Below are 24,857 nucleotides of genomic sequence, written 5' to 3'. Positions count from 1 at the left end.
GAGCGCCGCCTCGACAAGATGGTGTTGCGCGCGCCGGCCGACGGCGTGGTCAGCGTCATCGCCGCCGAGGTCGGCGAGAACGTTCGCGCGGGCCAGCCGATCCTGATGGTCGAGGCCGCAGGCAGGCAATGGCTCTCCTTCAACGTGCGCGAGGACCATCTCGATCGTCTCGCGATGGGAGAAACCGCGAATGTGATGCGGAACGGTGCCAATAGCGCGACGAAGGCGGTCATCACCGAGCTGCGGCCGCTCGGCGTGTTTGCCACCTGGCAGGCAGAGCGTGTGATTGGCGATCATGACCGCAACACGCTTCGCCTTCGCCTCGATCCCAAGGGAGAGATGGCCGGCATTGAGCCGGGCATGACCGTCTGGATCGACCGCTAGGACCCCAGCGATTGAAATCGCAGAGCTACACTATACCGACCATTTGCAAACGGTGTGCGCACCAAGCTCCGACCTGGGACCCGCTGATTGAGAGCCAGTTGCTTCCCATCCCAGGATGCTCATCGTTGATCGAATAAGCCGCAGATAGCTGCGCGAATATGCGGCGAAGAAGTGACGCTTTCCCCGCGGCCGCTCGCCCATTTCAGAAGCTTGCTTACGTCGGCTATCGCAAGATTTTTCTTGATCTCCCGGTGCACACGTCGTGCACACGCGGCCCTCTACCCAATTGAAAGAATTAAACTCTCGTTCCAATCCATCATGGGGAAGTTTGAGCCAGGTCCAGGCGGCGAGAACTACTCAGATCTAACATCGAGGCGGTCTCTGATCGCGGAAACAGACGCGAACGGTCGGTCGACCACGGACATCTTGATAAGCTTGGTCGCGATTTTTGCGGACAAGCCTAACTGATCGCCACTCCTAGCATCCCGGGCGCTGCGATGTAGCCGCTGACCGCCAGCCGTATGCTATTTTGCCGACGCAAACCTTCCGACCTCGTCGATCAGTTTCCGGAAGGGCTCTCGAACTTCGCCGAGCCCATCGATTCGTAGGGTGGCGTGACAACCCTTTACGGCTACGACTATACGGTCTGGGCATTCGACCACAATTCTTCGATGGTGAAGCCGGCCCTCTCCGCTATCTTTCGAAATGTACTCTCGTCCGCTCGCGATGACCTAAAGCAAAAGATGCGGTAACTGCACAACCGATCTGTCTCAGCAATTGGTCCAGACCTGAGCTCAGTCGGGCTGAAACGATAAAAACCCAAGACGCTCTTGCTCCGGCTCGCCAGCCCTGAAACGAGACGGGCTTGGTCAGATCAAGAATTCCATATCTACCAGCAAAAGACCCACATCCATTGAAGATTGCTCTTGCGCCGGCCGTCGGGAGGTAGTCCCGCAATCTCAGTTTAGCCTCCACCCGCTCGCCTCCATCGCTGAAATTTCCAAGCAAGCAACTACCTGGCGATAGCCTCAGCCATAATTTTGGCCGTTTCGTCGTAGAAGCGCCAGAGGTCGGGATCGACCGGATTGGGCGCGCCGAAATAACCATTCGGCGTCAATCGCCGGGCCGCCTCACCGCCCTGTCGCCAGACGGCGAGATCGTCAACGGTGAGCTTGGTCGGCTCCAGGCCGCGCAACGCTTCAAAATCGACGGTCTCAGGATAGTGGCGGACGATCGCCGCAGTCTCGTATTCGTCCGCATGGACACCAAACACGCCAGTGACCTTGAAGTCGTCGAGCGCGGGATCATGATCCCAACGCACCCAGATCGGCTCCTCGCCGGTCTGTCCGAGGCGTTTGATCATATTCCATCGCGTCGGCGCATATAGCCAGCGCGCGCCGGCCTGGCCGCGCAGATGCGCCTTCTGCAACACATCCAGGATCATGTCGTTGTGGGCTCGGTCACCGTGATGGCTGACGACGAAAACGTCGGGAAACCCGTTGGCCACCAAGGAATCGATGACGTCCGTCAGCAAGGCGGCGGCCGTCTCAGTCCGAATGCGAAAGCTCCCCACGAATTCGCCGAGCACGCCGTTGATCCCCCAATAATAGGGCGGCGCAATAACCGTCTCCTTGCCGCGTGCGGCCGCGTATTTCTGCGTCGCCCGGCAGAGCTGCAGCGCGATGAAGGCGTCGGTGCCAATCGGCAGATGCGGTCCATGCGCTTCCATGACTCCGGCCGGCAGCAGCACCGCGGCCTTGCGGCTGGCTGCCTCTGCAACCGCATTGGCCGTCATCTCAGCCATGGTGCTGGAGAACAGATTTTCGCTGGTCATGGGAAACTCCGGGATAAGTCAGTGCCGGCCTAGACCGACAGCCAACGATGAACCTGTTCGAAATCGGCGAGCAATTCCGCGGATTTCCCTTCGAGCACGATCTTGCCGCGATCCAGCACGATGGCGCGGTCGCTGAGCCGCAGGACATCCTCGGCGCGCTGCTCGACGATGATGATCGCAAAACCGCTGTCGCGCCGCAGGCGCATCAACGTCTCCTCGAGCTCCTCGACGATCACAGGCGCCAGCCCCTCGAACGGTTCGTCCAGCAGCAACAGGCGCGGGCTCGTCATCAGCGTGCGCCCGATCGCCAGCATCTGCTGCTCGCCGCCGGACAGCTTGTCGCCCATGTTGCGCCGACGTTGCTTCAGCCGCGGAAACACCTCGTAGATTCCATTGAGGTCGAAGCGGCCGCCTCGACGATGCGCGACAAGCAGGTTTTCCTCCACCGTCAGCGACGGAAAGATCTCGCGTTCCTGCGGCACCCAGCCAAGTCCGAGCCCGACCCGCTGGTTGGTGCTGAGCGTGCTGAAATCGTGGCCATCCCAGCGCAGCCTGCCGGCAAAGCGCGCGGCGTGCGCCATGATCGCCAGCATCAGCGTGCTCTTGCCGACGCCATTCCTGCCGAGCACGGCCAGGCATTCGCCTTCCGACACCGACAGGCTCATCTCCTCCAGCACCACGGCCTCCCCATAGCCGGCCGTGAGCCTCTCGATCTCAAGCAGGGACATGGGCCCCCCTGCGTCCGAGATAGACTTCGCGCACGCGCTCGTTGCCGGAGATCTCGGCCGGCGTGCCCTCCGTGATGATGCGGCCTTCGACCAGCACGGTGATCCGATCGGCAAAGCGGAAGACTAGGTTCATGTCGTGCTCCACGAACAGGAGCGTCAGATCGCGCGGCAGTGCGTGGATGCGCTCGAAGATAGCCTCGCTCTGCGCCGCAGGAACGCCTGCGGCGGGCTCGTCGAGGACCAGGATCCGAGGCCTTGCGGCCAGCGCCACCGCGATTTCAAGCAGGCGTTGCAACCCGTAGGGCAATTCATGAACCGGCCTGTCCGCGTGAGCGATCAGGTTGACGAAGGCAAGATGCTCACGGGCTTCCTCGATGGTCGCATTGTCGTGCGCGGCGCGGCGCCAGAACACCCGGGTCAATTGCTTGCGCTCGAGCACGGCCAGCACCACGTTGTCGAGCACGCTGAGGCCGCGAAACAATTGGTTGATCTGGTAGGTCCGCGACAGCCCGCGCCGCACCCGCGCGCTCTCGCCCAGCCGCGTGACGTCGTCTCCACTGATCAGGATCATTCCCGAGGAGGCCGCGACCCCGCCGGTCAGCGCATGGACCAATGTGGTCTTTCCCGCGCCATTGGGGCCGATCAGCGCATGCCGCGATCCCGCGGCGATGGCGAGCGAGACGCCGGACACCGCAGCGAAGTGACCAAAGCGGATGCTGAGATCCCGTGTTTCGATGGCGGTCATGACGGCCGCCCGAAACGCCGGCGCAGGCTGTCAGCCACGCCTGCAATGCCATTGGGAATCACGAACACCGACAGCATCAGCACGATGCCGATGCCAAGGTGCCAGTACTTCGGACTGACCGTCGACAGATAATCCTTCATGAAGCCGAACGCCGCTGCCCCCATCACGACACCGGGGATGCTGCCGGAGCCGCCGATGGTGGTCATCATCATCACCTCCGCCGAGCGATCGAAGCCGAGCATGTCGAGTGAGGCGAAGTGACTGGTCTGCGCGAGCACCGCGCCGGCCAAGCCCGCAATCGCGCCCGACATCGTATAGGCCATGGCAAGATGGCGTGCGACCGGCGCGCCGATCGCGGGCATGCGCTGCGTGTTCTCGCGAATGCCCTTCAGGGCCAGACCGAACGGCGATTCCGTGACCCGTTTGAGAAAGACGAAGACAATCGCCAGAACGCACAGCGCGTAGAAGAAGGCCGTCTTGCCGAGAAAATCGAAAGGAAACAGCCCGAGGACGGGCCCGATCGTGAAGTCGGGAAAGCCGTCCGCGCCGCCCGTAAGCCAGCGCGCGCTGTTGGCGGCCTCATAGAGCAGGAAGCCCATGCCGAGCGTCACCAGCAGCCGCGTAAAATCGTTGCCGCGCACGACGATGGGCGTCACGCAGAATGCAGCTGCCGCGCTCACCAGCATCGCGCCGGCCAGACCTGCGACCGGTTCCGTGATGCCGGCACGCGCCAGGATAGCCGCAGCGTAAGCGCCGAGGCCGAAGAACGCCGCGTGCCCCAACGAGACGATGCCGGCGTGCCCCTGGAACAGATCGTAGGCGAGCGCAAAGATCGCCAGCACGAACAGGCTGCTGAGTAGCAACAGATAGTCCGGAAACAGGACATAGCTCGCCAAGGTCGCAAGCAGGAGCGCAACGCCGGGACCGCTATTCATGATCGTCCTCACGCGGCCCGTCCGGCAAGACCCCTGGGCAGGAAGATCATGGTGAGGACCAACAGGCCATACACCACGAACGACCCGACCGCGGGCAGATAGTATTTGAACAAGGCGTCGACAACGCCGAGTAACAGCGCGGCAACCACCGATCCGCCGATCGAGCCGGGGCCGCCGATCGCCACCACCATCAGGAGGATGGTGAGGTACTTGAAAGGAAATGTCGGATCGAGGCCGAGAAACCCGACCGATAGCGCACCGCCAAGCCCCGCCAGCCCTGCCCCAAGGCCGAATGTCAGCGCGAACAAGCGATCGACGTTAATGCCGATGCCTTCGGCGGTCCGGCGATTGTCGACCGAAGCGCGGATCTTCGCGCCGAACAAGGTGTGATTGAACAGCAGCATGAGGCAGACCGCCGTCACGAGGCCGGCAACAACCAGAAACAGGCGATAGCTGCCGAAGCGAATGCCGATGATATCGATATGGCCGGCGAGCCAGTCGGGCAGCAGCACGGCCTGCTGCTGCGGACCGAAGATGATGGTCGCGAGCGCGCTGGCGGCAAAGGCCAGACCAATGGAAAACAGCACCTGCTGAAGCGCCGGCATGGCGTAGACGTAACGGATCACCGATCGTTCGATCAGCACGCCGACTAAGGCCGTTGCCAGGAAGGCCGCTGGCAGGATCAGCAGAAACGGCAGATGCGCGGATTGCAGCAACGTAGTCGCAACATAACCGCCGCACATCGCAAAGGCGCCGTGCGCCAGATTGATGAAGCGCATCAGCCCCAGCGTCACCGACAGACCGACCGAGAACAGCAGGAGCAGCATGCCGTAGGCAACACCATCGGCGACGACTGAGGCAATCCCGTTCATCGACTACTTCGCTGGGTCCTTGACAGCCTCGATCGTGTCGAATGCGATGTTGTGCCAGCCGCCGTCCTTCTGCTCGCCCTTGCGGATGTAGATGTTCTCGACGACATCGCGCGTGGCGGGATCGATCTCCACGGGCCCGCGCGGGCTATCGAGCTTCGTGCCCTTGAAGGCCGCCATCAGCGCATCGCCGTCGAGATTGCCGTTGGTCTTCTCGACCGCCTTGTAGATCAGCGCCATGGCATCATAGGCCTGCACGGTGCGGACGCTCGGGACCGCGTTGGCACCAAACATCTCCTTGTAGCTCTTCAAAAACCCTGCATTGGCCTTGTTGTCGAGCTCGACCTGGTAATGCATCGACGAGATCACCCCATCGACCGCATCGCCCATCGCAGCCAGCATGTAGTCGTCGACGACATCTCCGGTCACCAACAGCTTGATGCCGGACTTGACGAGGCCGCGCTCCTTGGCCGCCTTCATGAAGGCGACCGAGACATCGCCGCCGGGATTGAACGCGAACACCGCGTCGGGCTTGGCTTCCATGGCGCGCTGGAGAAACGGCGAGTATTCCATGGCCGCGACCGGGGTCCGTGCGTCGCCGATCACCTTGCCGCCGCCTGCCTCAAAGCTCTTCTTGAACCAGGTTTCGGCGTCGATGCCCGGCGCGTAGTCGGAGACGATTGTATAGGCCGTCTTGATGTTGTTCTTGGCAGCCCACGCGCCGAGCGTGGCTGCCAACTGCGGCAGCGTGAACGACACACGGACAAAATAAGGTGACTTTTCGGTGATGATCGAGGTCGCCGCGTTAACGATGACCGCAGGCTTCCTGGCTTCCGTCAGCAAGGTCGCCGCCGACATTGCATTCGGCGTGAAACTGTAGCCGAGGATCACGTCGGCTTTGTTGCGGACGATCAACTCCTGGGTCAGGCGCCGCGCGAGGTCACCCGAGCCCGGTCCCTGATCGTCCCGCAACACCGTCTCGACGGTTAGTCCTGCGACCGTCGATCCGTGCAGCTTCTGATACAGTTTGACGCCGTTCTCGTAATACTGGCCCTGATCGGCGAAAGCGCCGGACATCGGCAACACCAGTCCGATGGTCAGCTTGCCGCTGGCGGCCTGCGCCATGCCCGACAGCATCGCGGTTATCGTCGCAGCAGTGGCGACACGCTTCAGCACGGCGGACATCAGGAACGGTCGAACAGTCATCACGTCACTCCGAAGGGACAGGGAAAGGCACGCATGCGCGGCGATTAGCGGGCGTCCGGCACCTGGCGCGTTGCAAGAAACTCATCGAAGGTCTCGCCGCGCATCGATGCATAGACCTCGAGATTGGTCTCTCCCACCAACCGCGCGAACTTCTCCAGCACAAAGAAATTCGCGCCGTACTGGATCAGTCCCAGCCAGTTGCGGTCCCGTACAAGCGTGGTCTCCTGATCGGTCAGACCCGCGTTGCGACATGCCGCAGCCTCGTCGCGTTCGAATTCCGCGCGGCTCGCCGGCGTCCTCATGTTCCAGAAGAACCGGTTCAAACGAATGCATTTCGTGCCGGTCTTGATGTCGAAGGCATAGGTGCCCGCGATATCCTCGATCCCGGACAGTTGCGGGTTCTGCGAGACGCCTTCGACCTTCTTCGGAGTCTGGTCGTTCTCCTCGAACACCAGGACCGTCATCGCCGTCGTCGTCGCCAGATAGTAATTCTGGTGAACCTTCTTGATGTCGTCGCTAAGCGCGCCGCGCATGGCCAACCACATGATGACCTCGACGCTCTCGGCGCCGCCGAGGCGGATGTAGTCGACGTGTTTCATCTTCGCGAGCGTCATCGGATCCTTTTCGATCAGATCGATGAAGCGCATGTCCCACTCGGTATCGTTGTAGCCGGTCCGTTCGCCGTGGATCTGGTGCGAAAGACCGCCGGTGCCTACCACCACGACGGACAGGTCTTCGGTATAGGATTCGATCGCGCGACGGAGCGCCTGCCCGAGCCGATAGCAGCGCATCGCTGTCGGCAGCGGATATTGAACGACGTTGACCTCGACGGGGATGACGGCGCCAGGCCAGCCGCCCTTGTGCGGCCACAGCAGCGGGAGCGGCGAAAACACACCGTGGTCGAGCGGACGATCCTGGAACACGGTCAGGTCGAACTCGTCGTTGATAACGCTTTCTGCAATATGGCGCGCGAGTCCGGGGTGACCGGGCAAGGTCGGCAGCGGACGGAGCCCAGCGCCCTCGTCGGCGACGTCGTAGCTGGGCGCCACGCCGAGCGCGAATGTCGGATAGAGATCGTAGAAGAATGCGTTCAAGTGGTCGTTGTAAAAGAACACCAGCACGTCCGGCTTCTTCTCCTCCAGCCATTTGGCCGCCGGCTCGAAGCCTTTGAACAGCGGCGCCCAAGCGGGCACATCCTGCTTGTTCTTGTCATAGGCGACACCGATCGTCGGCACATGGGAGGCGCCAATGCCTCCGATAATCCTCGCCATCTACTTGCTCCCTGCTCGCTGCCGTTCAGAAATTGACTAATCGCCGTGCGGCCCTATTTCCGCGACGTGCCTTCTAGGACGAGATCGTCGATGACCTCGTCGGTCGTCAAAACGTCGCCAAAGCTCTGGAAAACGGTCGAAAATCCGATGTTGTGGTCCTCAATGAAACGGGCCGCGTTGGCGTCGCTCACCATCACCACGCGAAAGTCCAGCATCATGGCGTCGCGCGCCGATGTCTCGCAACACATGTTGGTCAGCATGCCCACGATCACGACATTGGTGATCCCTGCCGCCGTCAATTTTTCGGGGAGGTCCGAGCGGGACGGAATGAATGCGCTGAAGCGAGACTTGGTCGCCATGATATCCCCCGGCTGCACATCGAGCGTGGGATAGATCCGGTGCCCGTCAGCCCCCGCGGTCAGGTTATCGCGATGGCGGGCAGCGTTCTCCTTGGTGAAGAAATAATCGTGGTAGATCGGCCACAGGCTCCTGCCGTTGTCTCCAGCCGTCATACTGACCCAAGCAACATGCCCACCCCGCGCGCGAAACGTTGCTGCAAGCTTGTTGATATGGGGCACGATGGCAACCGCGGGCGGGACATCAGACACGTAGAATTTCTGCATATCGATCACCACCAGCGCGGTCTCGCGCGGCTCGAACCGCTCGAATACACGCAAGCGCCCGCGCTTCTTCATGACGCGGTCGATGACATAAGGCGGCATTTCGTAGGGCGACGGTGATGTCATCAGGTTATCCAGCCTCGGGCTCATCGTTCGGACGCAGTTCGCCGGTGACGGAAAATTAGCTTGCTCTTCGGCGCTGCCTAGGCGCAAATCCCGCGGGATGCTATCTAAATTCGTTATGTCTTCCCGAGACGGACACCCCGCAATGAGGCTCGCGCGGACTTGCTGAATATCAGGAACCTTCGCGCTTTCGTGGCCGTGGCCCACTCCGGAAGCGTCATCAAATCGAGCCGGCTGGTTCGCCGCGCGCAGTCCGCCGTGACGCGCTCGATCAAGGAGCTGGAGGCCGATGTTGGCGTCCAGCTGTTCGAACGCAGATCGCAAGGCATGCTGCTGACTGAATTCGGACGAGCCTTGCTCGCTCGGGTCGAACGCGCGTTCGCAGAGATGGAAACTGCACGGTCGGCCTTCAAGACCGCCCAGCTGTCGGCAAGCCTGGTCGACAAGGCGCCCATCTTCTCCCTGTCCATCAGCCGCCAGCGTCTGCTCGTCTTTGCCGAACTGGTGGAGCAACACCACGTGGGCGCGGTGGCGGACAGCTTGGGAATATCCCAGCCCGCCGCCAGTCAGTCGCTACGTGAGATCGAAACAAGCATCGGTGCCAAATTGTTCATCCGCGGCGCCGGCGGCATGCAGCCTTCGCCATTGGGCGCCCTGCTCGGTGTGCATATCAGGCGGGCACTTGCCGAAATCCGCGCCGGCGAAGTCGAAATCCAATCGCTTCGCGGTGCGATCACCGGCAGGGTGATCGTTGGGTCGCTGTCGCTTGGCCGGACCCGGTTGCTTCCGAAGGCGATCATCGAGCTCACCAGAAATCATCCCAACCTGACGGTCACCACGGTCGAGGGGACATTCGAGCATCTGGCCACGCGGCTGCGCGCGGGCGATATCGATTTCATGCTCGGCGCACTCCGTCCCCCGGAACACACGATCGGCTTGGCGCGCGAGGTGGTGACCCAGGATGTCCTGTCGGTCGTCGCAGGCGGGGCACATCCGCTGGCGCGCAAGCGAAAACTGACATTCGCGGATCTCGCCTCGGCCGATTGGGTGCTGCCACCTCACGGCGCCCCAACGCGGGAGCTCCTGGAAAACACCTTGAGAAACCACGGGCTCGGCGAGACCCGCGTGGTGGTCGAGACTGCCGATCTCGCCATTACCCGAGGAATCCTGATCGGCAGCAACATGCTGACCGCGGCTTCCGCACACCTGTTCCACGAGGACATCGCGACCAGGACGCTGGTCGTGCTTCCCCTGACGCTGCCGGAAACCAGCCGTCCGATCGGGATATTGCAACGGCAGGCGAGCAGCCCGTCGCTTGCCGCCCAGTTGCTGATGTCCAACATCAGGGCAATCGGACAGCTCTGACGGGTCAGGTCAGGTCCAGAGGCGTGCCGACATATTGCTCGGCGATGGTGGTCTGGGCAGCCCGCGAGCCCAGGATGTACTCCAGCTCTGTAAGCTGAAGGTTTCGCTCAAAGGCCGAATGCTCCGGAAATCTGTGCAGCAGGCCGGTGAGCATGGTCGCGAACCGGACCGTCCTCCAGACGCGATCCAGGCACTTCTCGGAATAGCCGTCGAGCCTGCTCTTGTTGCCGGTCCGGTAGAACTCGATCAGTGCAGCCGCCATCACGCGGACATCGGCCACCGCCAGATTGAGCCCCTTGGCACCCGCGGGCGGCGTAATATGGACCGCATCGCCGGCGAGCAGCAGCCTGCCATATTGCATCGGCGAGGCAACGAACGAGCGCAGCCGCGCGATATCGCGCTGGAAGATCTCGCCCTCGACGATCTCGGTCCGGTCCTCGTCGAACATACGCGCGTGCAGTTCACCCCAAAACCGGTCGTCGGACCATGATGTGTGATCGTCGTTGGCATCGATTTGCAGATATAGGCGAGAGACCGCGTTCGAACGCCGGCTGCACAGCGCGAAGCCACGATCGCTGTTCGAATAGGTCATATCGCCGAGTGGCCTCGACCGCGACAACACGCCGAGCCAGGCAAAATCGTAAACGCGCTCATAATTGATGATGTGGCCTGGCGGCGGCGCCTGCCGGCTCACGCCATGAAAACCATCGCAGCCGGCGATGTAATCGCACTCCAAGACCTCGTCACGGCCATCATGGCTGAAGTGGATCTTCGGCCGGTCGCCGTCGAGATCCGACAGCCGCGAGACCTTCGCCTCGAACAACAGCGGCTGCGACGCCTCAAGCCGGGCCCCGATCAGGTCCTTAACCACTTCCTGCTGACCGTAGATCATCACCCGCTTGCCGGTCAGGCCGGGAAGATCGAGATGGATGTTCTTGCCGCGAAAGCGAATGTCGAGGCCTTCATCAACCATGCCCTCTCGCCGCATCCGCGCGTCCAGTCCGAGCATTTCAAGAGTCTCCATCGTGCCCGGCTCGAGCACGCCGGCGCGCACACGCCCTTCGACATAAGGGCGGCTCTGGGCCTCGACGACGACACATTCTATTCCGGCCCGGTGCAGCAGATGCGACAGGAAAAGCCCGGCCGGTCCGGCACCAATGATTCCAACTTGCGTTCGCATCTTCAGACTTCTCACCGCATTCATCGAACCACCGACCAAATGCACAGCTTGGTGGAACAACCACCGGTGCAGATTTGTTCGAGAAGGACCCACGGCACAAGGCGCAAAGATCAAATACGCCGATCTAACTACATTATTGCAAGGCGACGCCCCAGTTTCCGCAGGCAACGTCTCGCAAGAATTCCAAGGTCCTCAGCGTAGGTCGCGCAGACCGTCGGCAGGCTGCGATCACCGCCACGAATTCTCTAAAGATCGTCCAGTTTCAATCGCAAAGCCAGCAAATCCGTGAATGCTCGTACCTTTGCGGGCGCAAGTCTGTTTTCCAACCAGAGAGCATGAATGGGAACGGGCTTCGGTTCGAAGTTTTCCAACACGACTTTCAGCTTCGATGTCGCGACCAGGTGCTTTATTTGCCAAAGCGGTGAATAGCCGAGCCCCAGGCCGCTGGTTGCCGCAGCGTAAATGGCTGCCATCGTATTCGACCGAAACGTGCCTTGAACTCTGACGAGGCGAGTCCTTCCGTCGATTTGAAACGACCATTGTCCGACCTGTTGATCTATCGACCGGACAAGACAGTTGTGTTGTCGCAGGTCTTGAGGATGCTTGGGCCGACCGCGCCGGGCAAAATAGGATGGCGCTCCGAAGACCACACGGCGCAGCGTGCCCAGCAGTTTGCTCTGCAAACCAGAGTCCGGGAGGTCCGCGATGCGGATCGCGAGGTCGAGCCGCTCGACCGCCAGATCGCTAAACCCGTCGAAAAGTTGAAGATCAATCTCCGTCTGTGGAAACTCTTTCATATATTCCGCAATGATCGGGACCAGAAAGTCTGGTCCGAACAGTACGGGAGCGCCAATTCGCAATATCCCAGAGGGCTCCAGCCGCCGACTGGCCGCTTGTTCCCGGGCTTCCCGTATTTCCGCAATTGCTGGCTGAACCCTTCTATAAAATTCGCCGCCAGCCTCGCTGGGGCTACAGTGTCTCGTCGTCCTGTGGATCAGGACAACACCGACATCCTCCTCCAAAGAAGCGAGCGAACGGCTGATGGCTTGAAGCGATCGGCCGAGGCGAAGCGCCGCCTCTGTCAAGCTGCCATGATCGACGACTGAGAGAAACGCTTCCAGGTCTTCCAAACGCGTCATGATTATCTCGCATCTCAAGAGAGAGAGTCACTTTTAACGCATATTGTTTCGGCATTCGAGACAACGTAACTTCGTCTGGAAAGAAATCGAGGGAAGAATTCGCATGACAAAAACCGTGCCCGTTGTTCTCGTGGTCGGCGCCACCGGCAAATTTGCCCGGCTGGTGATCCCGGAACTCTTGAGGCGAAATTCAATTGTTCGCGCGTTGGTGAGAGATGCCGAGCGCGGCAAGGTCGCGCGGCTCGGTGGTGCAGCGCAAATCGCAATTGGCGATTTGCGAAATGCGGATAGTTTGAACAAGGCAGCCGAAGGCGTTGACGGCATTTTCCACATTGGGCCGGCGTTCGCGCCCGATGAGGCTGCGATGGGCGTTGCGCTCGTTGAAGCCGGCGAGCGAGCCGGCGTGCGCAAATTCGTGTTCTCATCGGTTATCCAGCCGACGAACACGGGCCTCAAGAACCACGCAAGCAAGATTCCTGTCGAAGACGCGTTGTATTCCTCGCGGCTCAACTATACGATCCTGCATCCCGCAAATTTTATGCAGAACATCGGCTTCGCATGGCCGACGATCCTCAGGGAGGGCAAGTTTGCGGAGCCGTTTCCGAAGGAAAAGCGGATTGCGAGAGTCGACTATCGCGATGTCGCGGAGATCGCGGCCACCGCACTCACGGACTCGAAGCTGGACTATGCGACGTTGGAGCTTTGCGCGGGCATGTTCAGCCGTATTGATATCGTGTCGATCATGTCCCGGAAACTTGGGCGGCCAGTCACAGCTGAGGAGCCCAACTTTGAAGAATGGGCAAAGGTTACGCGCCTACCCTACGACGATCACCAGCTCGAGCTTCTATCGAAAGTCCATAATCATTATCGACAATATGGGTTGGGAGGGAACAGTCTTTTGTTATCCGCCGCGCTCGGTCGTGAGCCGCGCTCGATGGAGCAATATATCGGCGATCTCGTGCATCAATCCGCTTCCGAGAACCCGGCGGAGGCAAGCAATGTCTAGAGCACGGCATCCGCTCCTGCAGCTGAGGAAACTTCCACCCTCCTATGGGCGCCTCGTCACGCCCCTGGTTTTGTCTATCTTCATGTCAGGCATCGTCTCAGCGGTCGTCACCGTCAAAGGACTGGGCCTGGGTCCTGGATTCCTCACCAATTGGCTCAGCGCATGGTTTGCCTCCTGGCTGATCGCATTTCCCAGTCTCATGCTCATTTTGCCGATCGTCCGGCGGATAGTATCCACTATCGTCGAACCATCCGCTCGCTGAGCCGGGATCCCAGGTGCGATGCACCTCCGGGGTCGAAGAGGCCTCGTCTCACAGACAAGAACGCACGCCCGATTGGTCTAACAGGGCGCCTCGCGAAGCACCAGAGAGGAGGAGACGCCCATCGGCAAACGCGACGGGAAAAGAAAAGCCCGTATGCGGCGGTTCGACGGGCACTTATCCGGAGCGACGTGATTTGGATTGTTGCGTTTCAACGCACGATCAGCTCTTCACCCGCGCCATTGCCGCTTATCGTCCATAGCCTCGCCTGCTTCGTCGTCGTTCACTGGCAGGTGCAGTTTTACGTTGAGACGTCGAGCACAGCACTATTCAATGTCGACGTCGTCGGGACTGATCGATGGCATGACGAAAACTGGGCTGCTGCCGCGACAGCCGCTGCCTCGGCTTGTTGGAATGACAACTCCGCGAGCCGCTGGAGGTGTGTGATTGTCCGAGTGGTGTGGGCACACCAAGGCTCGAACCCGGGACCCGCTGATTGAGAATCCGCGGCTGTTCGGCGAACTTCGCATGGTGAATCAGATGCGCCGGGAGAACACGAGGCGCCCCAAGACTATTCTTGTCCTCGCTGCAGCTCACACATCTCCTCATGATCGGCCGACCTCTGAGTTCTGCTGGAGGGAGCGCTTTCAAGCGCCCTCACGCGAGTTCTCCGCTCCTGCGGAGACACACACATGCAGTTGCTCTTGTGGACGTCACATCGATCCAAAGAGAGCCTGCCCACACTTGCCTCACATAGATTTTTCATGATCTCTCGGTGCACACGGCGCGCACACGCCGCCTTCTAACTATCTGAAAAACCTGAACTCTCGCTCCAGTCCATCATGGGGAAGTTTAAGCTAGCTTCAGCCACCGAACGCCAACGCGATCCCATCACCGACCGAGCATCCGTTTGACGCCCATCAGTCCGACGCGAAGAAACGGATCCGAGTGGATGTAGAAATACCGTACCCCATGCTCGAGCCAGGACGGCAATTCGTCCGAGGTCACGAGCGTACCGGCGATCTTGCCGGAAGCGCGGATCTTCTTCACTGCAAGCGCGACCCGCTCCATCACGGCCTGCGGCCGCGGCTGACCGAACGGCGGCGCCGGGGGATAGCCCATGTTCTGCGAGAGGTCGCCGGGCCCGATGAAGAAGACATCAATTCCTTCCACCGCGGTCAGTTCTTCGATGTTGTCGATCGCCTGCGGCGTCTCGATCATGGCGATGACCAGCCGCTTCTCGTAGTCGGCAGGACAGGCGTAGCGCACCGCGTCGACGATGGCCCGGGCCTGGTCGGCGGTATCGACCATCGGCACCATCAGCCCATCGGCACCCGCGTTGAGGTAGCGGATCAGGAGAGGCCGTTCATGCGAGTGCGGCCGGACGATCGCCGCGCCACCCGCGCCGCGAATGGCCTGGGCGGTCACGCGGACATCCTCAAAGCTCCAGGTGCCGTGCTCGCAATCGACAAAGATCGCATCGGCCCCGAGCTCTACCAGGCGGACCGCCAGCCCCGACGAGGCGTGATGCGGTGTGAGCATGGTGACCGCCTCGCCCTTGGCGAGGCGCTCGCGCAATTTAGCTCCGTTCATGGGAGATCCTTCTCTGTCAGGTCTTCGGCTTGTCGCTGAGGCCTTCGGGCGCGCCGACCCAGCGGGCGACCTCGATATCGGCCGAGGTGTCGCGCATGAAGGTCGGGCAGATGTGCAGTTCGGGGATCACGGCGCCCTTTTGCAGGCTGGCGCAGAGCAGAACCGCGCGCGCAACGTCGTGCGGATGGAGCATCACGGCCCGCTCGCCCTCGAGCGGCGGCCGGGCGCGATTGTCCATGATCGGCGTATCGGTCTCGCCGGGCAGGATGGTCGTCGCACGGATGCCCTGGTTGCGATATGTGTTGTGTAGGAAGCTCATGAAGTTCTTCACGCCGGCCTTGGCTGCACCATAGGCGGCGCCGCCGAGCAGATTCGGATTGACCACGGCCAGCGACGACACGGTGATCACTGTGCCTTCCTTCCTGGCTATCATGTCCTCCAGCACGGCCTGGGTCAGGTTGAACACCGCGGTGAGGTTGACATTCACCGTGGCATTCCACTCGGCTTCGCTGATGAAGCGCGCGTTCAGCACCTTGCTGGCGCTGCCGGCATTGTTGACGAGGATATCGATCGTCCCGACGTTGCGCTTGACCCAGCCGACCGTCTCCAGAATCGCATCGCGCGATGCGACATCCAATGCGCGGGCAACGGCCTTGCCGCCGGCCTTCTCGATGTCAGCCACGACGTCCCGCAACGGATCGATCCGGCGGCCAGTCAGGACGATTGTTGCGCCTTCCTGCGCGAGCAGGATCGCAGTCTCGCGCCCAATCCCGGTCCCGGCACCGGTGACGAGCGCTATCTTTCCATCGAGCAGACCCATGATGCTCCTATTCGGCGGCGGTCGCCGCCACGTTTGAGCGCTGATAGCCGTAAATCTGCCTCGCGGCCGCCTGCGTAATCAACCCCTCGGCTAGATCGAGCTCGATTGCGGCCGCCGAGCGCTGGGACGTCCGTCCCCATCCGCCACCGCCGGGCGTCTCCACCTCCAGACGGTCACCCGTCTTCAGGACCACCTTTCCCTTGGGAAATTGCGGATCCCCGTTCTTGTACACCTTGCCGGCACTGCCGGACTTGCCGTCGACGACACCGAAGCAGGGATGACGCACGCGCTCAGACGCCAGATAGATGTTCATCGGATTGCGCCCGAGATTGCGCAGCACGACGCGCTGGCCGAGGCCGCCACGGCACTTTCCGGCACCGCCGGAGTCAGGAATCAGCTCCTTGCACTCGGTGAGCGCGGGGACGGCGATTTCGAACATCTCGATCGCTGTGACCTTGCAATTAGATGGGAAGCTCAGGGTGTCGAGACCATCGAGTTCGGCGCGGGCGCCCTGCCCGCCGTGAAAGTTCTGCACCGAACCATACTGCGTACCGTCATCACGCCGTCCCACGCAGTTGGCGGCCCAGATCGGCGCGCCGCCGCTATCGCCCATCACCTTCTCCGGCACCACGCCTTCCAACGCCTTGAAAATCAGCGATGGGATGACATGCCCGATCAGGTTACGCGAATTTCCCGCCGTCCATTCCTCTGGATTGAGAATCGAGCCGAGCGGCGCCTCGTCCGTGATCGGCGTGATGCAGCCTTCATTGTTCGGCGTGTCCGGGTCGAGCAGGCATTTCAGCGCGTAGACCGAATGGGCGTAGCGATAATTGGTCCGGCAGTTGATCGAGTGAAGAATTTGCGCGGATGTTCCGGTGTAGTCGACGTGAATGGAATCGTCGCGGACGATCACGGCCGCCTTCAGCGTCACATCGGTGTCGTAGCCGTCGAGCAGCACCTCGGCACTATAGGTGCCATTCGGCCATTGCCGGATGGCGCGGCGGGTCTGCGCTTCGGAGCGGGTGTGGATCGCGTCGGCCAGCTCGTCGATGCCATCGAGATCATATTCGTCGAGGAATTTCACCAGTTCGCGGCCCATGACATTGTTGGCCGCGACCATGGATTCGAGATCGCCCATCACCTCGGTCGGAAGGCGAACGGAGGCGGCAATGATGTCGAGCACGTCCTGGTTGGGAACTCCGGCCTTGTGCAGCTTCACGATCGGGAAACGGATGCCCTCCTCGAAGATGTCGCTGGCTTCGGAATGCAAGGGAGCGCCACCGATATCCGGCAGATGCGCGATCGAGCCGGCATAGGCCACGACCTTCCCCTTCTTGAAGATCGGCGTGATCATCGTCACGTCGGGCAGGTGCCCGGTGCCGATCTCCGGATCGTTGGTGGCGAGCACGTCACCGTCTTGCAGGGTCCCGGCCGGAAACTTCGGCAGGAAATACTTCTGTGCGGCAACCGGCAGCGAGGTGATGAATACCGGGATCGACCACGTGCATTGCGCCAGCGCGCGGCCGCGGCTGTCGAGCAGCACGGTCACGTAGTCGTGGTTCTCGCGCACGATCGGCGAAAATGCGGTGCGGCCGAGCACGATGTCGGCCTGGTCGGCGATGAAGATCAGGCGATTCCACATCACCTGCAAGTTGATGGGATCGTTGAAATCGGCGGCGTTCACGGACATGGGTGCGTCGTCCTCAGGCGATGTTGATCACGAGATTGCCGTTGATGTCGACGCGAGCCGTGCCGCTCGGTCCGACGACCGCGGTGGATTCCCGCTGCTCGACAATGGCCGGACCCTTGATCTCTTCGCCGACCGGCAGCTTGTAGTGATCGTAGACCGGCGTTTCGACAAAGCCGCCGCTTTCGCTGAAATAGACCGAACGGTTACCTTTCTTGGCCTCGGCAGCATGCCGCGTGTGCGGACGGGTCACCTGATCCTTCTGACCACTGGAGCGCAGGCGCCAGGTGATCACCTCGACCGATGAACCCGAGACCGTGCGGCCGAACAACTCGCGGTACAGCTTGTAGAAATTGGCGAGAAGCTCTTCGTGGAACTGCTTCGGCGACAGGCTGCGATCCGGCAGCGCGACCGTGATCTCGTGGCCCTGACCGACGTGACGCATGTCGACGGTGTAGGTGTTGGTGATCGTCTCCGGCGCAACCCCTGCAGCACGGACGACATCCGCCCCATGCGCTGCGAGATCGCCGAGCAGGCGATCCATCGCGACAAAATCCCAACTGTCGACCTGCATCGGAAAGCTCGCGGAGAGATCGACAGCCACCGGCGCGATCAGCAGGCCGATCGCCGAGGTGACGCCGGCGCCGGTCGGACAGATGATGCGCTTGATGCCGAGCTTGCGCGCGATGCCGTAGGCATGCACCGGGCCCGCGCCGCCGAAGGCGACCATCGGCAGGCTGCGCGGATCGACGCCGAGGTCGGTCGCGTGCACCGCCGCCGCTTTGCTCATGGATTCATTGACGAGATCGTGGATGCCGAAGGCGCAGCGGGGCACGCCGACGTCGAGCGAAGCCGCCAGCTTTGTCATCGCCGCGAGTGCGGCGTCCTTCGACACCTTGAACGAGCCGCCGACGAAGGATTCGGTGCCCATATAGCCGAGCAGGATATCGGCATCAGTCACAGTCGGTTCGGTTCCGCCGCGCTGATAGGCGGCCGGCCCCGGCATCGCGCCCGCCGAGCGTGGCCCGACATCGAGCAGGCCCAGCGGGTTCTTCGCCGCGATCGAGCCGCCGCCGGCGCCGATCTCGATCATGCGGATCGACTGGATTTTCAGCGGGAAGCCCGAGCCCTTGCGAAAGCGATGATAATGCGCGACCTCGAGATCGGTGCCGACCGCCGGCTCGCCGTTCGGGATCAGGCACAATTTGGCGGTGGTCCCGCCCATGTCGAAGGACAGCACGCTGCCCTCGCCGGCGATGTGGCCGAATTCGGCCGCAGCGACGGCGCCTGCGGCCGGACCCGACTCAATCAGGCGCACCGGCAACTCCGCGGCGCGGCTGCTTGGCACGAGGCCGCCCGACGAAGTCATCCACAGCACCTGCCGACTGATCCCCTTGGCGGCGAACTCACGCTCGAGATGTGCGACGTGTCCCGACATCTGCGGCCGCGTATAGGCGTTGACGACGGTAGTCGAGGCCCGGTCGAATTCGCGCACCTCCGGGCAGACTTCGGAGGATAGCGACACAAAGATATCGGGGTCTTCTTCACGCAGCAGTGCGGCGATGCGCTGCTCATGATCAGGATATTTGTAGGCGTGCAGCAGGCAGACGGCGACGGATTTGATGCCCTCCTCGCGCAGCCGGTCGGCGATCCCGCGGACCGTCTCCTCATCCAGCGCCGTGATGACCTCGCCATCGGCAGCGATACGCTCGACCGCGCCAAAGCTGTTGGCGCGCGTCACCAGCGGGTCGGGATATTTCAGGTTCAGATCATAGAGATCGTAACGGCCTTCGTTACGAATACGCAGCATGTCCTGGAAGCCGGCGGTCGAGATGAAGCCGGTCTTGACGCCCTTGCGCTCCAGCACGGCATTGGTGACCACGGTGGTGGCGCCGAGCACCTGAAGCCCGTCGAGAGCGACGTCGTCTCCGAATTGTTCGAGCAGCTCGGACACGCCACGAACCACGGCCTCGGCTGGGTTGGCCGGCGTGCTCAGCACCTTGTGGAGATGCAATTCGCCCTTGTCGTCGAGCAGCGCGAAATCGGTGAAGGTTCCCCCGGTATCGAATGCGAGCTTGGCCATCTTTGTCCTCGAAGCGATTGCCTTCGAAGGTAGAAAATGCGGTTGCGGCCGACCACCACAACTCCCGTCTGCCGCCATAGGTTTTGTTTATGGCCTGACGAAACCGGCGCGATGCAGCCGCCGCGCACGGCGTTGCCCGGACTCTGGCCTGCAGCCGTGTTGCCTAGACCGCTTTGATGCCCTGCGGGTGGCTGCGCATCAGCTTCTCGACCACGGTCAGAAGCACCGAGCGCGTGGCGAGCGCGGGCTCCGACAGCGGCAGATGGTCCGAAATACACAGGGAGACGGTCGCCTCGATCGCGGGACGTACCAGCCGCCGCACTTCGACCCCGCCAAAGCTCGACGCGGTCGCTGCGACCGAGGCCGGCAGGATGGTCGAGCCGAGGCCCTCGGTCACGGCCGCACCGAGCGCGGAGACGGATTCGATCTCGGAGGCGACATTCGGCTTCACCCGTGCCCGCGCCAGCGATTCATCGATCAAGCGCCGCAGGAAATGCCCCTGGCTCGGCAGCAACAGCTTTACGTCGGCCAGCGCGGACAGCGGCAGCGGCTCGTCGGTCGGCTTTTTCGCGACAGGCCCCGCCGGCGAAACGAGATACAACTCCTCACGGAACAGCGGCTGCAGCTTCACGCCTTTGATCGGGCCGGAGCCGTAGATCATGGCCATGTCCATCCTGCCGGTCATGATCAGCTCGCTCAACACATGGCCAAAGCTGTCGTTGATATGGACGATGATCTGCGGATGCAGCGTCGACATCTCCTTCAAGATCGGCAGCGACAACGTGCTCGATGCCGAATAGGTCGCAAGCCCGATCGACACCCGCCCGGCCAGCGCCTTGGTCGATTGATCGATGTCGATCTGTGCCTGCTCGATCTGCTTCAGCAGCAATTGCGCGTGGCGGTAGAGGATGAGGCCGGCCTCGGTCGGGACGATGCCGTGATTGCTGCGCAGCAACAGCTTGTGCTTGAAGTGAGTTTCAAGGGCTGCGATCTGCTGCGACAGCGCCGGCTGAGCCGTGCGGAGCAGCCCGGCGGCGCGCGAGACGCTGCCGGCATCGACCACCTTGACGAAGCTCTTCAGCTTCCTGAAATCGACGCTCATCTGTGTCGAACGCTGGTCCTGAACCGGACGGGCAACGCCCGCGCGGCCGTTCATGAAAACACGATCTGGATCGACACTATCCTTTATCTACGCCGTTGATTTCAATCGGTTTCGTCGCCTGCGCGCCGATTTGCTTGATTGCCCTCAGCGCAGCGCCCGGCAGGCCTTCTCAATGCGGTCACAGGCGTCCTTGATCGCCCCCATCGAGGTCGCGATCGACAGGCGGAAATACGGCGAGAGCCCATAGGCAGCGCCCTGCACCGCGGCTACGCCGACATCGTCGAGCAGATAGAGCACGAAATCGAGATCACTCTCGATGAGCTTACCATCAGGCGTCGTCTTGCCGATCACCCCAGCGCATCCGGGATAGAGATAGAAGGCGCCATCAGGCACCAGGCAGGACAGGCCGGCGATCGCGTTCAACCGCGCGCAGGCATAGTCGCGGCGCTCCTTGTAGAGCTTGACGCTATCGCGAACGAACGACTGGTCGCTGGTCAGCGCATGCGCGGCGGCCGCCTGGCTGATCGACGAGGGACAAGATGACATCTGCGACTGCAGCTTGTTGATGGCGGCGACCAGTGGCGCAGGACCCGCGGCATAGCCGATCCGCCAGCCGGTCATTGCGTAGGTCTTGGACACGCCATTGGCGAGCAAGACGCGGTCCTTCAGAGCCGGCACCACGGCGGCAAGGGTAGTCGCGGGCTCGTCGCGGTACCAGATCTGGTCGTAGATGTCGTCCGACAACACGAGAACATTGGGATGGCGGAGCAGCACGTCGCCGATCGCCTTGAGGTCTTCGCGGGAATAGGCCGCGCCGGTCGGGTTCGAGGGCGCATTGAGGATCAGCCAGCGCGTGCGCGGCGTGATCGCAGCCTCCAGTGCCTCCGCCGTCAGCTTGAACCCCTGATTCTCGGAGCAGCGGACGATGACAGGCTTGCCGTCATTGGCGATGACCATGTCGGGATACGAGACCCAATACGGCGCGGGAATGATGACCTCGGCCCCCTCCTCCACGCTCGCCATCAGCGCGAGAAACAGAATCTGCTTGGCGCCGCCGCCGACGCAGATCTCGTTGTCCGAATAGTCAAGACCAAGGCGGCGCTTGTAGTCCGCGATAATCGCGTTTCGTAGCGCGACGGTGCCATTGACCGCGGTGTATTTCGTCTCGCCGCGATCGATCGCCTCATGCGCCGCCGCCTTGACGTGATCGGGCGTGTCGAAGTCGGGTTCGCCGATCGCCATGTCGACGATGTCGCGGCCGGCGGCCTTCAGCTCGCGCACGCGCGCGGACGCGGCCGTGGTCGGGGATATCTTGATGCGCGAGACGCGCGCGGCCGGCACGAAGATCGTCACTGTGGTCGTCCTTTGCGTTTTCGATGGTCCACGCCCGTCAAGCAGGCGCTCCTTGTCAATGTTCGACATCGGTCTCGCCGCGCATGCGGCCGGTGAGGAAGAGTTCGCCGAGCTCGTCGTGGGTGATGTCGGCGGGACGGCCGTCCCAGATCACCTTGCCGAGCCGCAGGATGACGGCGCGCTGCGCCACCGCCATCGCTTTCTTGGTGTTCTGCTCGACGAGCAAAATGGTCTGGCCGGCCGCGTTGATCCGCAACAGCTCATCGAAGACGATTCCGATCGCGGTCGGCGACAGACCGACAGAGGGCTCGTCGACCAGAAGGATCTTTGGCCGCTGCAGCACCGCCATCGCAACCTCGAGCAACTGCTGCTCGCCGCCGGACATGTTGCCGGCCAGCGAGTTGCGACGTGTCTTCAGGATCGGAAAGAGATCGTAGACATAGTCGCGCTCGGCCTTCACCCTGCTGTCGCGCAGCGTATAGGCCGCCATCTGAAGGTTCTCGTCGACCGTCATGACCGGGAAGTTGCAGCGGCCCTGCGGTACCCAGGAGATGCCTTCGGCGAGGATCGCGCGAGATTTCAGGGCAGTGATGTCCTTGCCCTGCCAGTCGATGCTGCCGCCCTTGACGGTGGTCATACCGTAGAGCGTCTTCAGCAGCGTCGACTTGCCGGCACCGTTCGGCCCCATCAGGGCGACGAACTGCCCCTGGGGCACGTCGAGATCGACGCCATTGAGGATGTCGAGCGAGCCGTAACCCGCGCGCAGGCCTTTAATTGAGAGAGAAGGTTCAGCCACCGAGATAGGCCTCCCGCACCGCCTGGTTCTGGACGATTTCGTCGGGTGTTCCTTCCGCGAGCTTACGCCCCTGGTCGAGCACGACCACGCGCTTGCACAGGCTCGTGACCACGTCGATGTTATGCTCGATGATCAGGAAGCTGACGCCGAAGGAGGTATTGGCGAGGCGGATGCTCTCGACCACACGCTCGATCAGCTTCGGATTGATGCCGGCCATCGGCTCGTCGAGCAGGATGAGCTTCGGTTCCGGCATCAGCATCGAGGCGAACTGGATCAGCTTCTGCTGGCCGCCGGAGAGCTTGCCCGCGGGCTGGAACCGCACGTCCCAGAGCCCTGCGATCTTGATCAGCTCGCGCGCTCGCTCGCGCAGCGCCGCGACGCGATTGCGGGCCGCGGCGCCGATTCCGAAGGTCGACAAGATACCGGGGAAGGTGAACATCTGGCCGGCGATCACGAGGTTCTCCTCGATGTCGAGCGCAGAGAACACCACGGTCTTCTGGAACGAGCGCAGCATGCGCCCCTCCCGCGCGATGTCGTTCAGCGACCAGCCGGTGATGTCCTGACCGTCGAGCTTCACCGCGCCCGCACTCGGCCTCGCAAGCCCGGTCACGCAATCGAAGAAGGTGGACTTGCCCGAGCCGTTCGGGCCGATGAGACCGCAGATCTCACCGCGATCGACGTGCAGGTCGACGCCATCGACCGCGCGCACTGCGCCGTAGGATTTGCAGAGGCCAGAGATATCGAGAATTGGCAGGCCGGTCATTTGCGCCTCTCGAGGAATGACCAGAACCGGCCGATCAATGGCGCGAATCCGCTCGGGAACCAGAACACGAGCCCGAGCAAAAAGAAGCCATAGGCAATCATGCGCAATTCCGGCGCCACGCGTAGGGCTTCCGTCAGGCCGACAAACATCAAGCTGCCGAAAATGACGCCCGAGATTGTCCCCGCACCTCCGCCGAGCACGATGATCAGCATCGTCGTCGAGTAGTACATCTGGAAGGTCAGCGGGCTGACGACCGTCAGGTAATGCGCATAGAGGCTGCCGCCGAGGCCGGCGAAGGCGGCGCTGATCATGAATACGACGAGCTTGTAGTGCCAGGTCGGGATGCCCACGGATTCAGCGAGCGTCTCGTTCTCGCGAATGGCGATCATGTTGCGGCCGGCCGGCGATCGCACGATCAGATAGATCGCCAGTGTCGCCAGGGCAGCGATGACGAGGACAAGATAATAGAAGCCGACGGTTCCGGAGACCGTGAACGAGGCCGGCCCCAGCGCGAAGTAAGGCTTGGGAATTGCCGCCAGCCCCATATCGCCGCGCGTCAGGCTGATCCAGTTCTTGGCGATGGCCTGCCCGATGATGACGAAGCCGAGCGTGCACATCACGAACGACGTCGCACGCAGCCTCAGGGCTGGAATTCCGAGTGGCGCCGCAACCGCGCCGGTCACGAGGCCGGCGGCGAGGAAATTCAGATAGAACGGCGTGCCGAAATGGACTGCCAGCAGCGCCGAAGTATAGGCCCCGATGCCGAAGAACGCCGCCTGCGCCAATGACAGAAGACCGGTGTAGCCGAGCAGCAGATTGAGACCATGGGCCGGCAGCAGGAAGATCAACGCAATGATGATCGCATGCAGCGGATAATTCCCGAGGAACAGCGGCGCGACGCAGGCCAGCGCGATGAGCGCGAGGCCAAACGGAATACGGAGATCCCGCCCCGTGGCCGCAACCGGGCTTTCGGCTGGTGTCATGGTCTGCTCTCGG

23 protein-coding genes are annotated in these 24,857 nt (G+C 62.1%); 4 read left to right on the top strand and 19 right to left on the bottom strand.

The genetic code is table 11. The features are described from left to right. A partial coding sequence (locus tag AC0L3X_RS39560; RefSeq protein WP_473317318.1) for an HlyD family secretion protein occupies positions 1-384 on the top strand: 384 nt, incomplete at its 5' end. A gap of 1,012 nt (positions 385-1,396) precedes the next feature. On the opposite strand, the gene AC0L3X_RS39555 is transcribed toward AC0L3X_RS39560, so the two are convergent. Genes AC0L3X_RS39555 through AC0L3X_RS39520 form a run of 8 tightly spaced genes read right to left on the bottom strand, consistent with a single transcriptional unit; the run spans position 1,397 to position 8,718 of the window. Then, positions 1,397-2,218: a creatininase family protein gene (locus AC0L3X_RS39555; protein ID WP_063984111.1), complete on the bottom strand. Its 822-nt coding sequence runs from the start codon at positions 2,216-2,218 to the stop codon at positions 1,397-1,399. Between the two features lie 29 nt (positions 2,219-2,247). Further along, on the bottom strand, positions 2,248-2,946 hold the full coding sequence (locus AC0L3X_RS39550; RefSeq protein WP_063984112.1) for an ABC transporter ATP-binding protein: 699 nt from the start codon (positions 2,944-2,946) through the stop codon (positions 2,248-2,250). Next, entirely contained in the window at positions 2,933-3,691 is a 759-nt protein-coding gene (locus AC0L3X_RS39545) for an ABC transporter ATP-binding protein (RefSeq protein ID WP_063984113.1), read from the bottom strand. The genes AC0L3X_RS39550 and AC0L3X_RS39545 overlap by 14 nt, the downstream gene beginning before the upstream one ends. Further along, the gene (locus AC0L3X_RS39540; protein ID WP_473317317.1) at positions 3,688-4,626 is read right to left on the bottom strand and encodes a branched-chain amino acid ABC transporter permease; all 939 of its coding nucleotides are present in this window, start codon (positions 4,624-4,626) and stop codon (positions 3,688-3,690) included. The genes AC0L3X_RS39545 and AC0L3X_RS39540 overlap by 4 nt, the downstream gene beginning before the upstream one ends. Positions 4,627-4,634: 8 nt before the next feature. After that, positions 4,635-5,498 carry a branched-chain amino acid ABC transporter permease gene (locus tag AC0L3X_RS39535; RefSeq protein WP_063984115.1) on the bottom strand — a complete coding sequence of 288 codons (864 nt, stop codon included), beginning with the start codon at positions 5,496-5,498 and terminating at the stop codon, positions 4,635-4,637. 3 nt (positions 5,499-5,501) lie between these two features. Continuing rightward, a complete protein-coding gene (locus AC0L3X_RS39530) occupies positions 5,502-6,701 on the bottom strand; it encodes an ABC transporter substrate-binding protein (RefSeq protein ID WP_063984116.1) in 1,200 nt (399 codons plus the stop codon). A 44-nt stretch (positions 6,702-6,745) separates the two neighbouring features. Then, entirely contained in the window at positions 6,746-7,972 is a 1,227-nt protein-coding gene (locus AC0L3X_RS39525; protein ID WP_063984117.1) for a gallate dioxygenase, read from the bottom strand. A gap of 53 nt (positions 7,973-8,025) precedes the next feature. Beyond that, positions 8,026-8,718, bottom strand: coding sequence for an isochorismatase family protein (locus AC0L3X_RS39520; RefSeq protein ID WP_063986481.1), 693 nt, complete (start codon positions 8,716-8,718; stop codon positions 8,026-8,028). 159 nt (positions 8,719-8,877) lie between these two features. Here AC0L3X_RS39520 and AC0L3X_RS39515 point away from each other — a divergent pair, with 159 nt between their 5' ends. Then, on the top strand, positions 8,878-10,080 hold the full coding sequence (locus tag AC0L3X_RS39515) for a LysR family transcriptional regulator (RefSeq protein ID WP_473317315.1): 1,203 nt from the start codon (positions 8,878-8,880) through the stop codon (positions 10,078-10,080). Positions 10,081-10,084: 4 nt separating this feature from the next. On the opposite strand, the gene AC0L3X_RS39510 is transcribed toward AC0L3X_RS39515, so the two are convergent. Both AC0L3X_RS39510 and AC0L3X_RS39505 read right to left on the bottom strand, forming a co-directional pair. After that, entirely contained in the window at positions 10,085-11,260 is a 1,176-nt protein-coding gene (locus AC0L3X_RS39510) for a 4-hydroxybenzoate 3-monooxygenase (protein ID WP_354132643.1), read from the bottom strand. Positions 11,261-11,505: 245 nt separating this feature from the next. Then, positions 11,506-12,399 carry a LysR family transcriptional regulator gene (locus tag AC0L3X_RS39505; RefSeq protein WP_063984119.1) on the bottom strand — a complete coding sequence of 298 codons (894 nt, stop codon included), beginning with the start codon at positions 12,397-12,399 and terminating at the stop codon, positions 11,506-11,508. 103 nt (positions 12,400-12,502) lie between these two features. On the opposite strand from AC0L3X_RS39505, the gene AC0L3X_RS39500 reads away from it, so the two are divergent. Together AC0L3X_RS39500 and AC0L3X_RS39495 are read left to right on the top strand one after the other, a co-directional pair. Then, a complete protein-coding gene (locus AC0L3X_RS39500) occupies positions 12,503-13,405 on the top strand; it encodes an NmrA/HSCARG family protein (protein WP_063984120.1) in 903 nt (300 codons plus the stop codon). Next, a complete protein-coding gene (locus tag AC0L3X_RS39495; protein WP_084795198.1) occupies positions 13,398-13,667 on the top strand; it encodes a DUF2798 domain-containing protein in 270 nt (89 codons plus the stop codon). Before AC0L3X_RS39500 ends, AC0L3X_RS39495 begins: the two co-directional genes overlap by 8 nt. Before the next feature lie 888 nt (positions 13,668-14,555). On the opposite strand, the gene AC0L3X_RS39490 is transcribed toward AC0L3X_RS39495, so the two are convergent. The 9 genes from AC0L3X_RS39490 to AC0L3X_RS39450 all read right to left on the bottom strand — a co-directional run bounded on the left by AC0L3X_RS39490 (position 14,556) and on the right by AC0L3X_RS39450 (position 24,844). Next, entirely contained in the window at positions 14,556-15,257 is a 702-nt protein-coding gene (locus AC0L3X_RS39490) for an HpcH/HpaI aldolase family protein (RefSeq protein ID WP_085404127.1), read from the bottom strand. A gap of 16 nt (positions 15,258-15,273) precedes the next feature. After that, entirely contained in the window at positions 15,274-16,077 is an 804-nt protein-coding gene (locus AC0L3X_RS39485; protein ID WP_085404128.1) for an SDR family NAD(P)-dependent oxidoreductase, read from the bottom strand. A gap of 7 nt (positions 16,078-16,084) precedes the next feature. Next, positions 16,085-17,767, bottom strand: coding sequence for a hydantoinase B/oxoprolinase family protein (locus tag AC0L3X_RS39480; RefSeq protein WP_085404129.1), 1,683 nt, complete (start codon positions 17,765-17,767; stop codon positions 16,085-16,087). 13 nt (positions 17,768-17,780) lie between these two features. Beyond that, positions 17,781-19,847, bottom strand: coding sequence for a hydantoinase/oxoprolinase family protein (locus tag AC0L3X_RS39475; RefSeq protein ID WP_231144548.1), 2,067 nt, complete (start codon positions 19,845-19,847; stop codon positions 17,781-17,783). 163 nt (positions 19,848-20,010) lie between these two features. After that, positions 20,011-20,949: a nitrogen assimilation transcriptional regulator NAC gene (gene nac, locus AC0L3X_RS39470; protein WP_231145246.1), complete on the bottom strand. Its 939-nt coding sequence runs from the start codon at positions 20,947-20,949 to the stop codon at positions 20,011-20,013. Positions 20,950-21,093: 144 nt separating this feature from the next. After that, positions 21,094-22,302, bottom strand: coding sequence for an aspartate transaminase (locus tag AC0L3X_RS39465; RefSeq protein WP_231145244.1), 1,209 nt, complete (start codon positions 22,300-22,302; stop codon positions 21,094-21,096). A 55-nt stretch (positions 22,303-22,357) separates the two neighbouring features. Continuing rightward, positions 22,358-23,098, bottom strand: coding sequence for a branched-chain amino acid ABC transporter ATP-binding protein (locus tag AC0L3X_RS39460; protein ID WP_085404131.1), 741 nt, complete (start codon positions 23,096-23,098; stop codon positions 22,358-22,360). Continuing rightward, positions 23,091-23,861, bottom strand: a complete 771-nt coding sequence (locus AC0L3X_RS39455) for an ABC transporter ATP-binding protein (protein ID WP_085404132.1) — start codon at positions 23,859-23,861, stop codon at positions 23,091-23,093. The genes AC0L3X_RS39460 and AC0L3X_RS39455 overlap by 8 nt, the downstream gene beginning before the upstream one ends. Then, positions 23,858-24,844, bottom strand: a complete 987-nt coding sequence (locus AC0L3X_RS39450) for a branched-chain amino acid ABC transporter permease (RefSeq protein ID WP_085404208.1) — start codon at positions 24,842-24,844, stop codon at positions 23,858-23,860. The genes AC0L3X_RS39455 and AC0L3X_RS39450 overlap by 4 nt, the downstream gene beginning before the upstream one ends. Between the last annotated feature and the right edge of the window lie 13 nt (positions 24,845-24,857).

The sequence above is a fragment of the Bradyrhizobium sp. MI1.7 genome, from assembly GCF_055811795.1.
This window is presented reverse-complemented; position numbering and strand designations above follow the sequence as displayed.

Coding starts and splice junctions, on each gene's coding strand:
- AC0L3X_RS39555 (WP_063984111.1), bottom strand. CDS start 2,218: ATGACCAGCGAAAATCTGTTCTCCAGCACCATGGCTGAGATGACGGCC.
- AC0L3X_RS39550 (WP_063984112.1), bottom strand. CDS start 2,946: ATGTCCCTGCTTGAGATCGAGAGGCTCACGGCCGGCTATGGGGAGGCC.
- AC0L3X_RS39545 (WP_063984113.1), bottom strand. CDS start 3,691: ATGACCGCCATCGAAACACGGGATCTCAGCATCCGCTTTGGTCACTTC.
- AC0L3X_RS39540 (WP_473317317.1), bottom strand. CDS start 4,626: ATGAATAGCGGTCCCGGCGTTGCGCTCCTGCTTGCGACCTTGGCGAGC.
- AC0L3X_RS39535 (WP_063984115.1), bottom strand. CDS start 5,498: ATGAACGGGATTGCCTCAGTCGTCGCCGATGGTGTTGCCTACGGCATG.
- AC0L3X_RS39530 (WP_063984116.1), bottom strand. CDS start 6,701: ATGACTGTTCGACCGTTCCTGATGTCCGCCGTGCTGAAGCGTGTCGCC.
- AC0L3X_RS39525 (WP_063984117.1), bottom strand. CDS start 7,972: ATGGCGAGGATTATCGGAGGCATTGGCGCCTCCCATGTGCCGACGATC.
- AC0L3X_RS39520 (WP_063986481.1), bottom strand. CDS start 8,718: ATGACATCACCGTCGCCCTACGAAATGCCGCCTTATGTCATCGACCGC.
- AC0L3X_RS39510 (WP_354132643.1), bottom strand. CDS start 11,260: ATGCGAACGCAAGTTGGAATCATTGGTGCCGGACCGGCCGGGCTTTTC.
- AC0L3X_RS39505 (WP_063984119.1), bottom strand. CDS start 12,399: ATGACGCGTTTGGAAGACCTGGAAGCGTTTCTCTCAGTCGTCGATCAT.
- AC0L3X_RS39500 (WP_063984120.1), top strand. CDS start 12,503: ATGACAAAAACCGTGCCCGTTGTTCTCGTGGTCGGCGCCACCGGCAAA.
- AC0L3X_RS39495 (WP_084795198.1), top strand. CDS start 13,398: ATGTCTAGAGCACGGCATCCGCTCCTGCAGCTGAGGAAACTTCCACCC.
- AC0L3X_RS39490 (WP_085404127.1), bottom strand. CDS start 15,257: ATGAACGGAGCTAAATTGCGCGAGCGCCTCGCCAAGGGCGAGGCGGTC.
- AC0L3X_RS39485 (WP_085404128.1), bottom strand. CDS start 16,077: ATGGGTCTGCTCGATGGAAAGATAGCGCTCGTCACCGGTGCCGGGACC.
- AC0L3X_RS39480 (WP_085404129.1), bottom strand. CDS start 17,767: ATGTCCGTGAACGCCGCCGATTTCAACGATCCCATCAACTTGCAGGTG.
- AC0L3X_RS39475 (WP_231144548.1), bottom strand. CDS start 19,847: ATGGCCAAGCTCGCATTCGATACCGGGGGAACCTTCACCGATTTCGCG.
- nac (WP_231145246.1), bottom strand. CDS start 20,949: ATGAGCGTCGATTTCAGGAAGCTGAAGAGCTTCGTCAAGGTGGTCGAT.
- AC0L3X_RS39455 (WP_085404132.1), bottom strand. CDS start 23,861: ATGACCGGCCTGCCAATTCTCGATATCTCTGGCCTCTGCAAATCCTAC.
- AC0L3X_RS39450 (WP_085404208.1), bottom strand. CDS start 24,844: ATGACACCAGCCGAAAGCCCGGTTGCGGCCACGGGGCGGGATCTCCGT.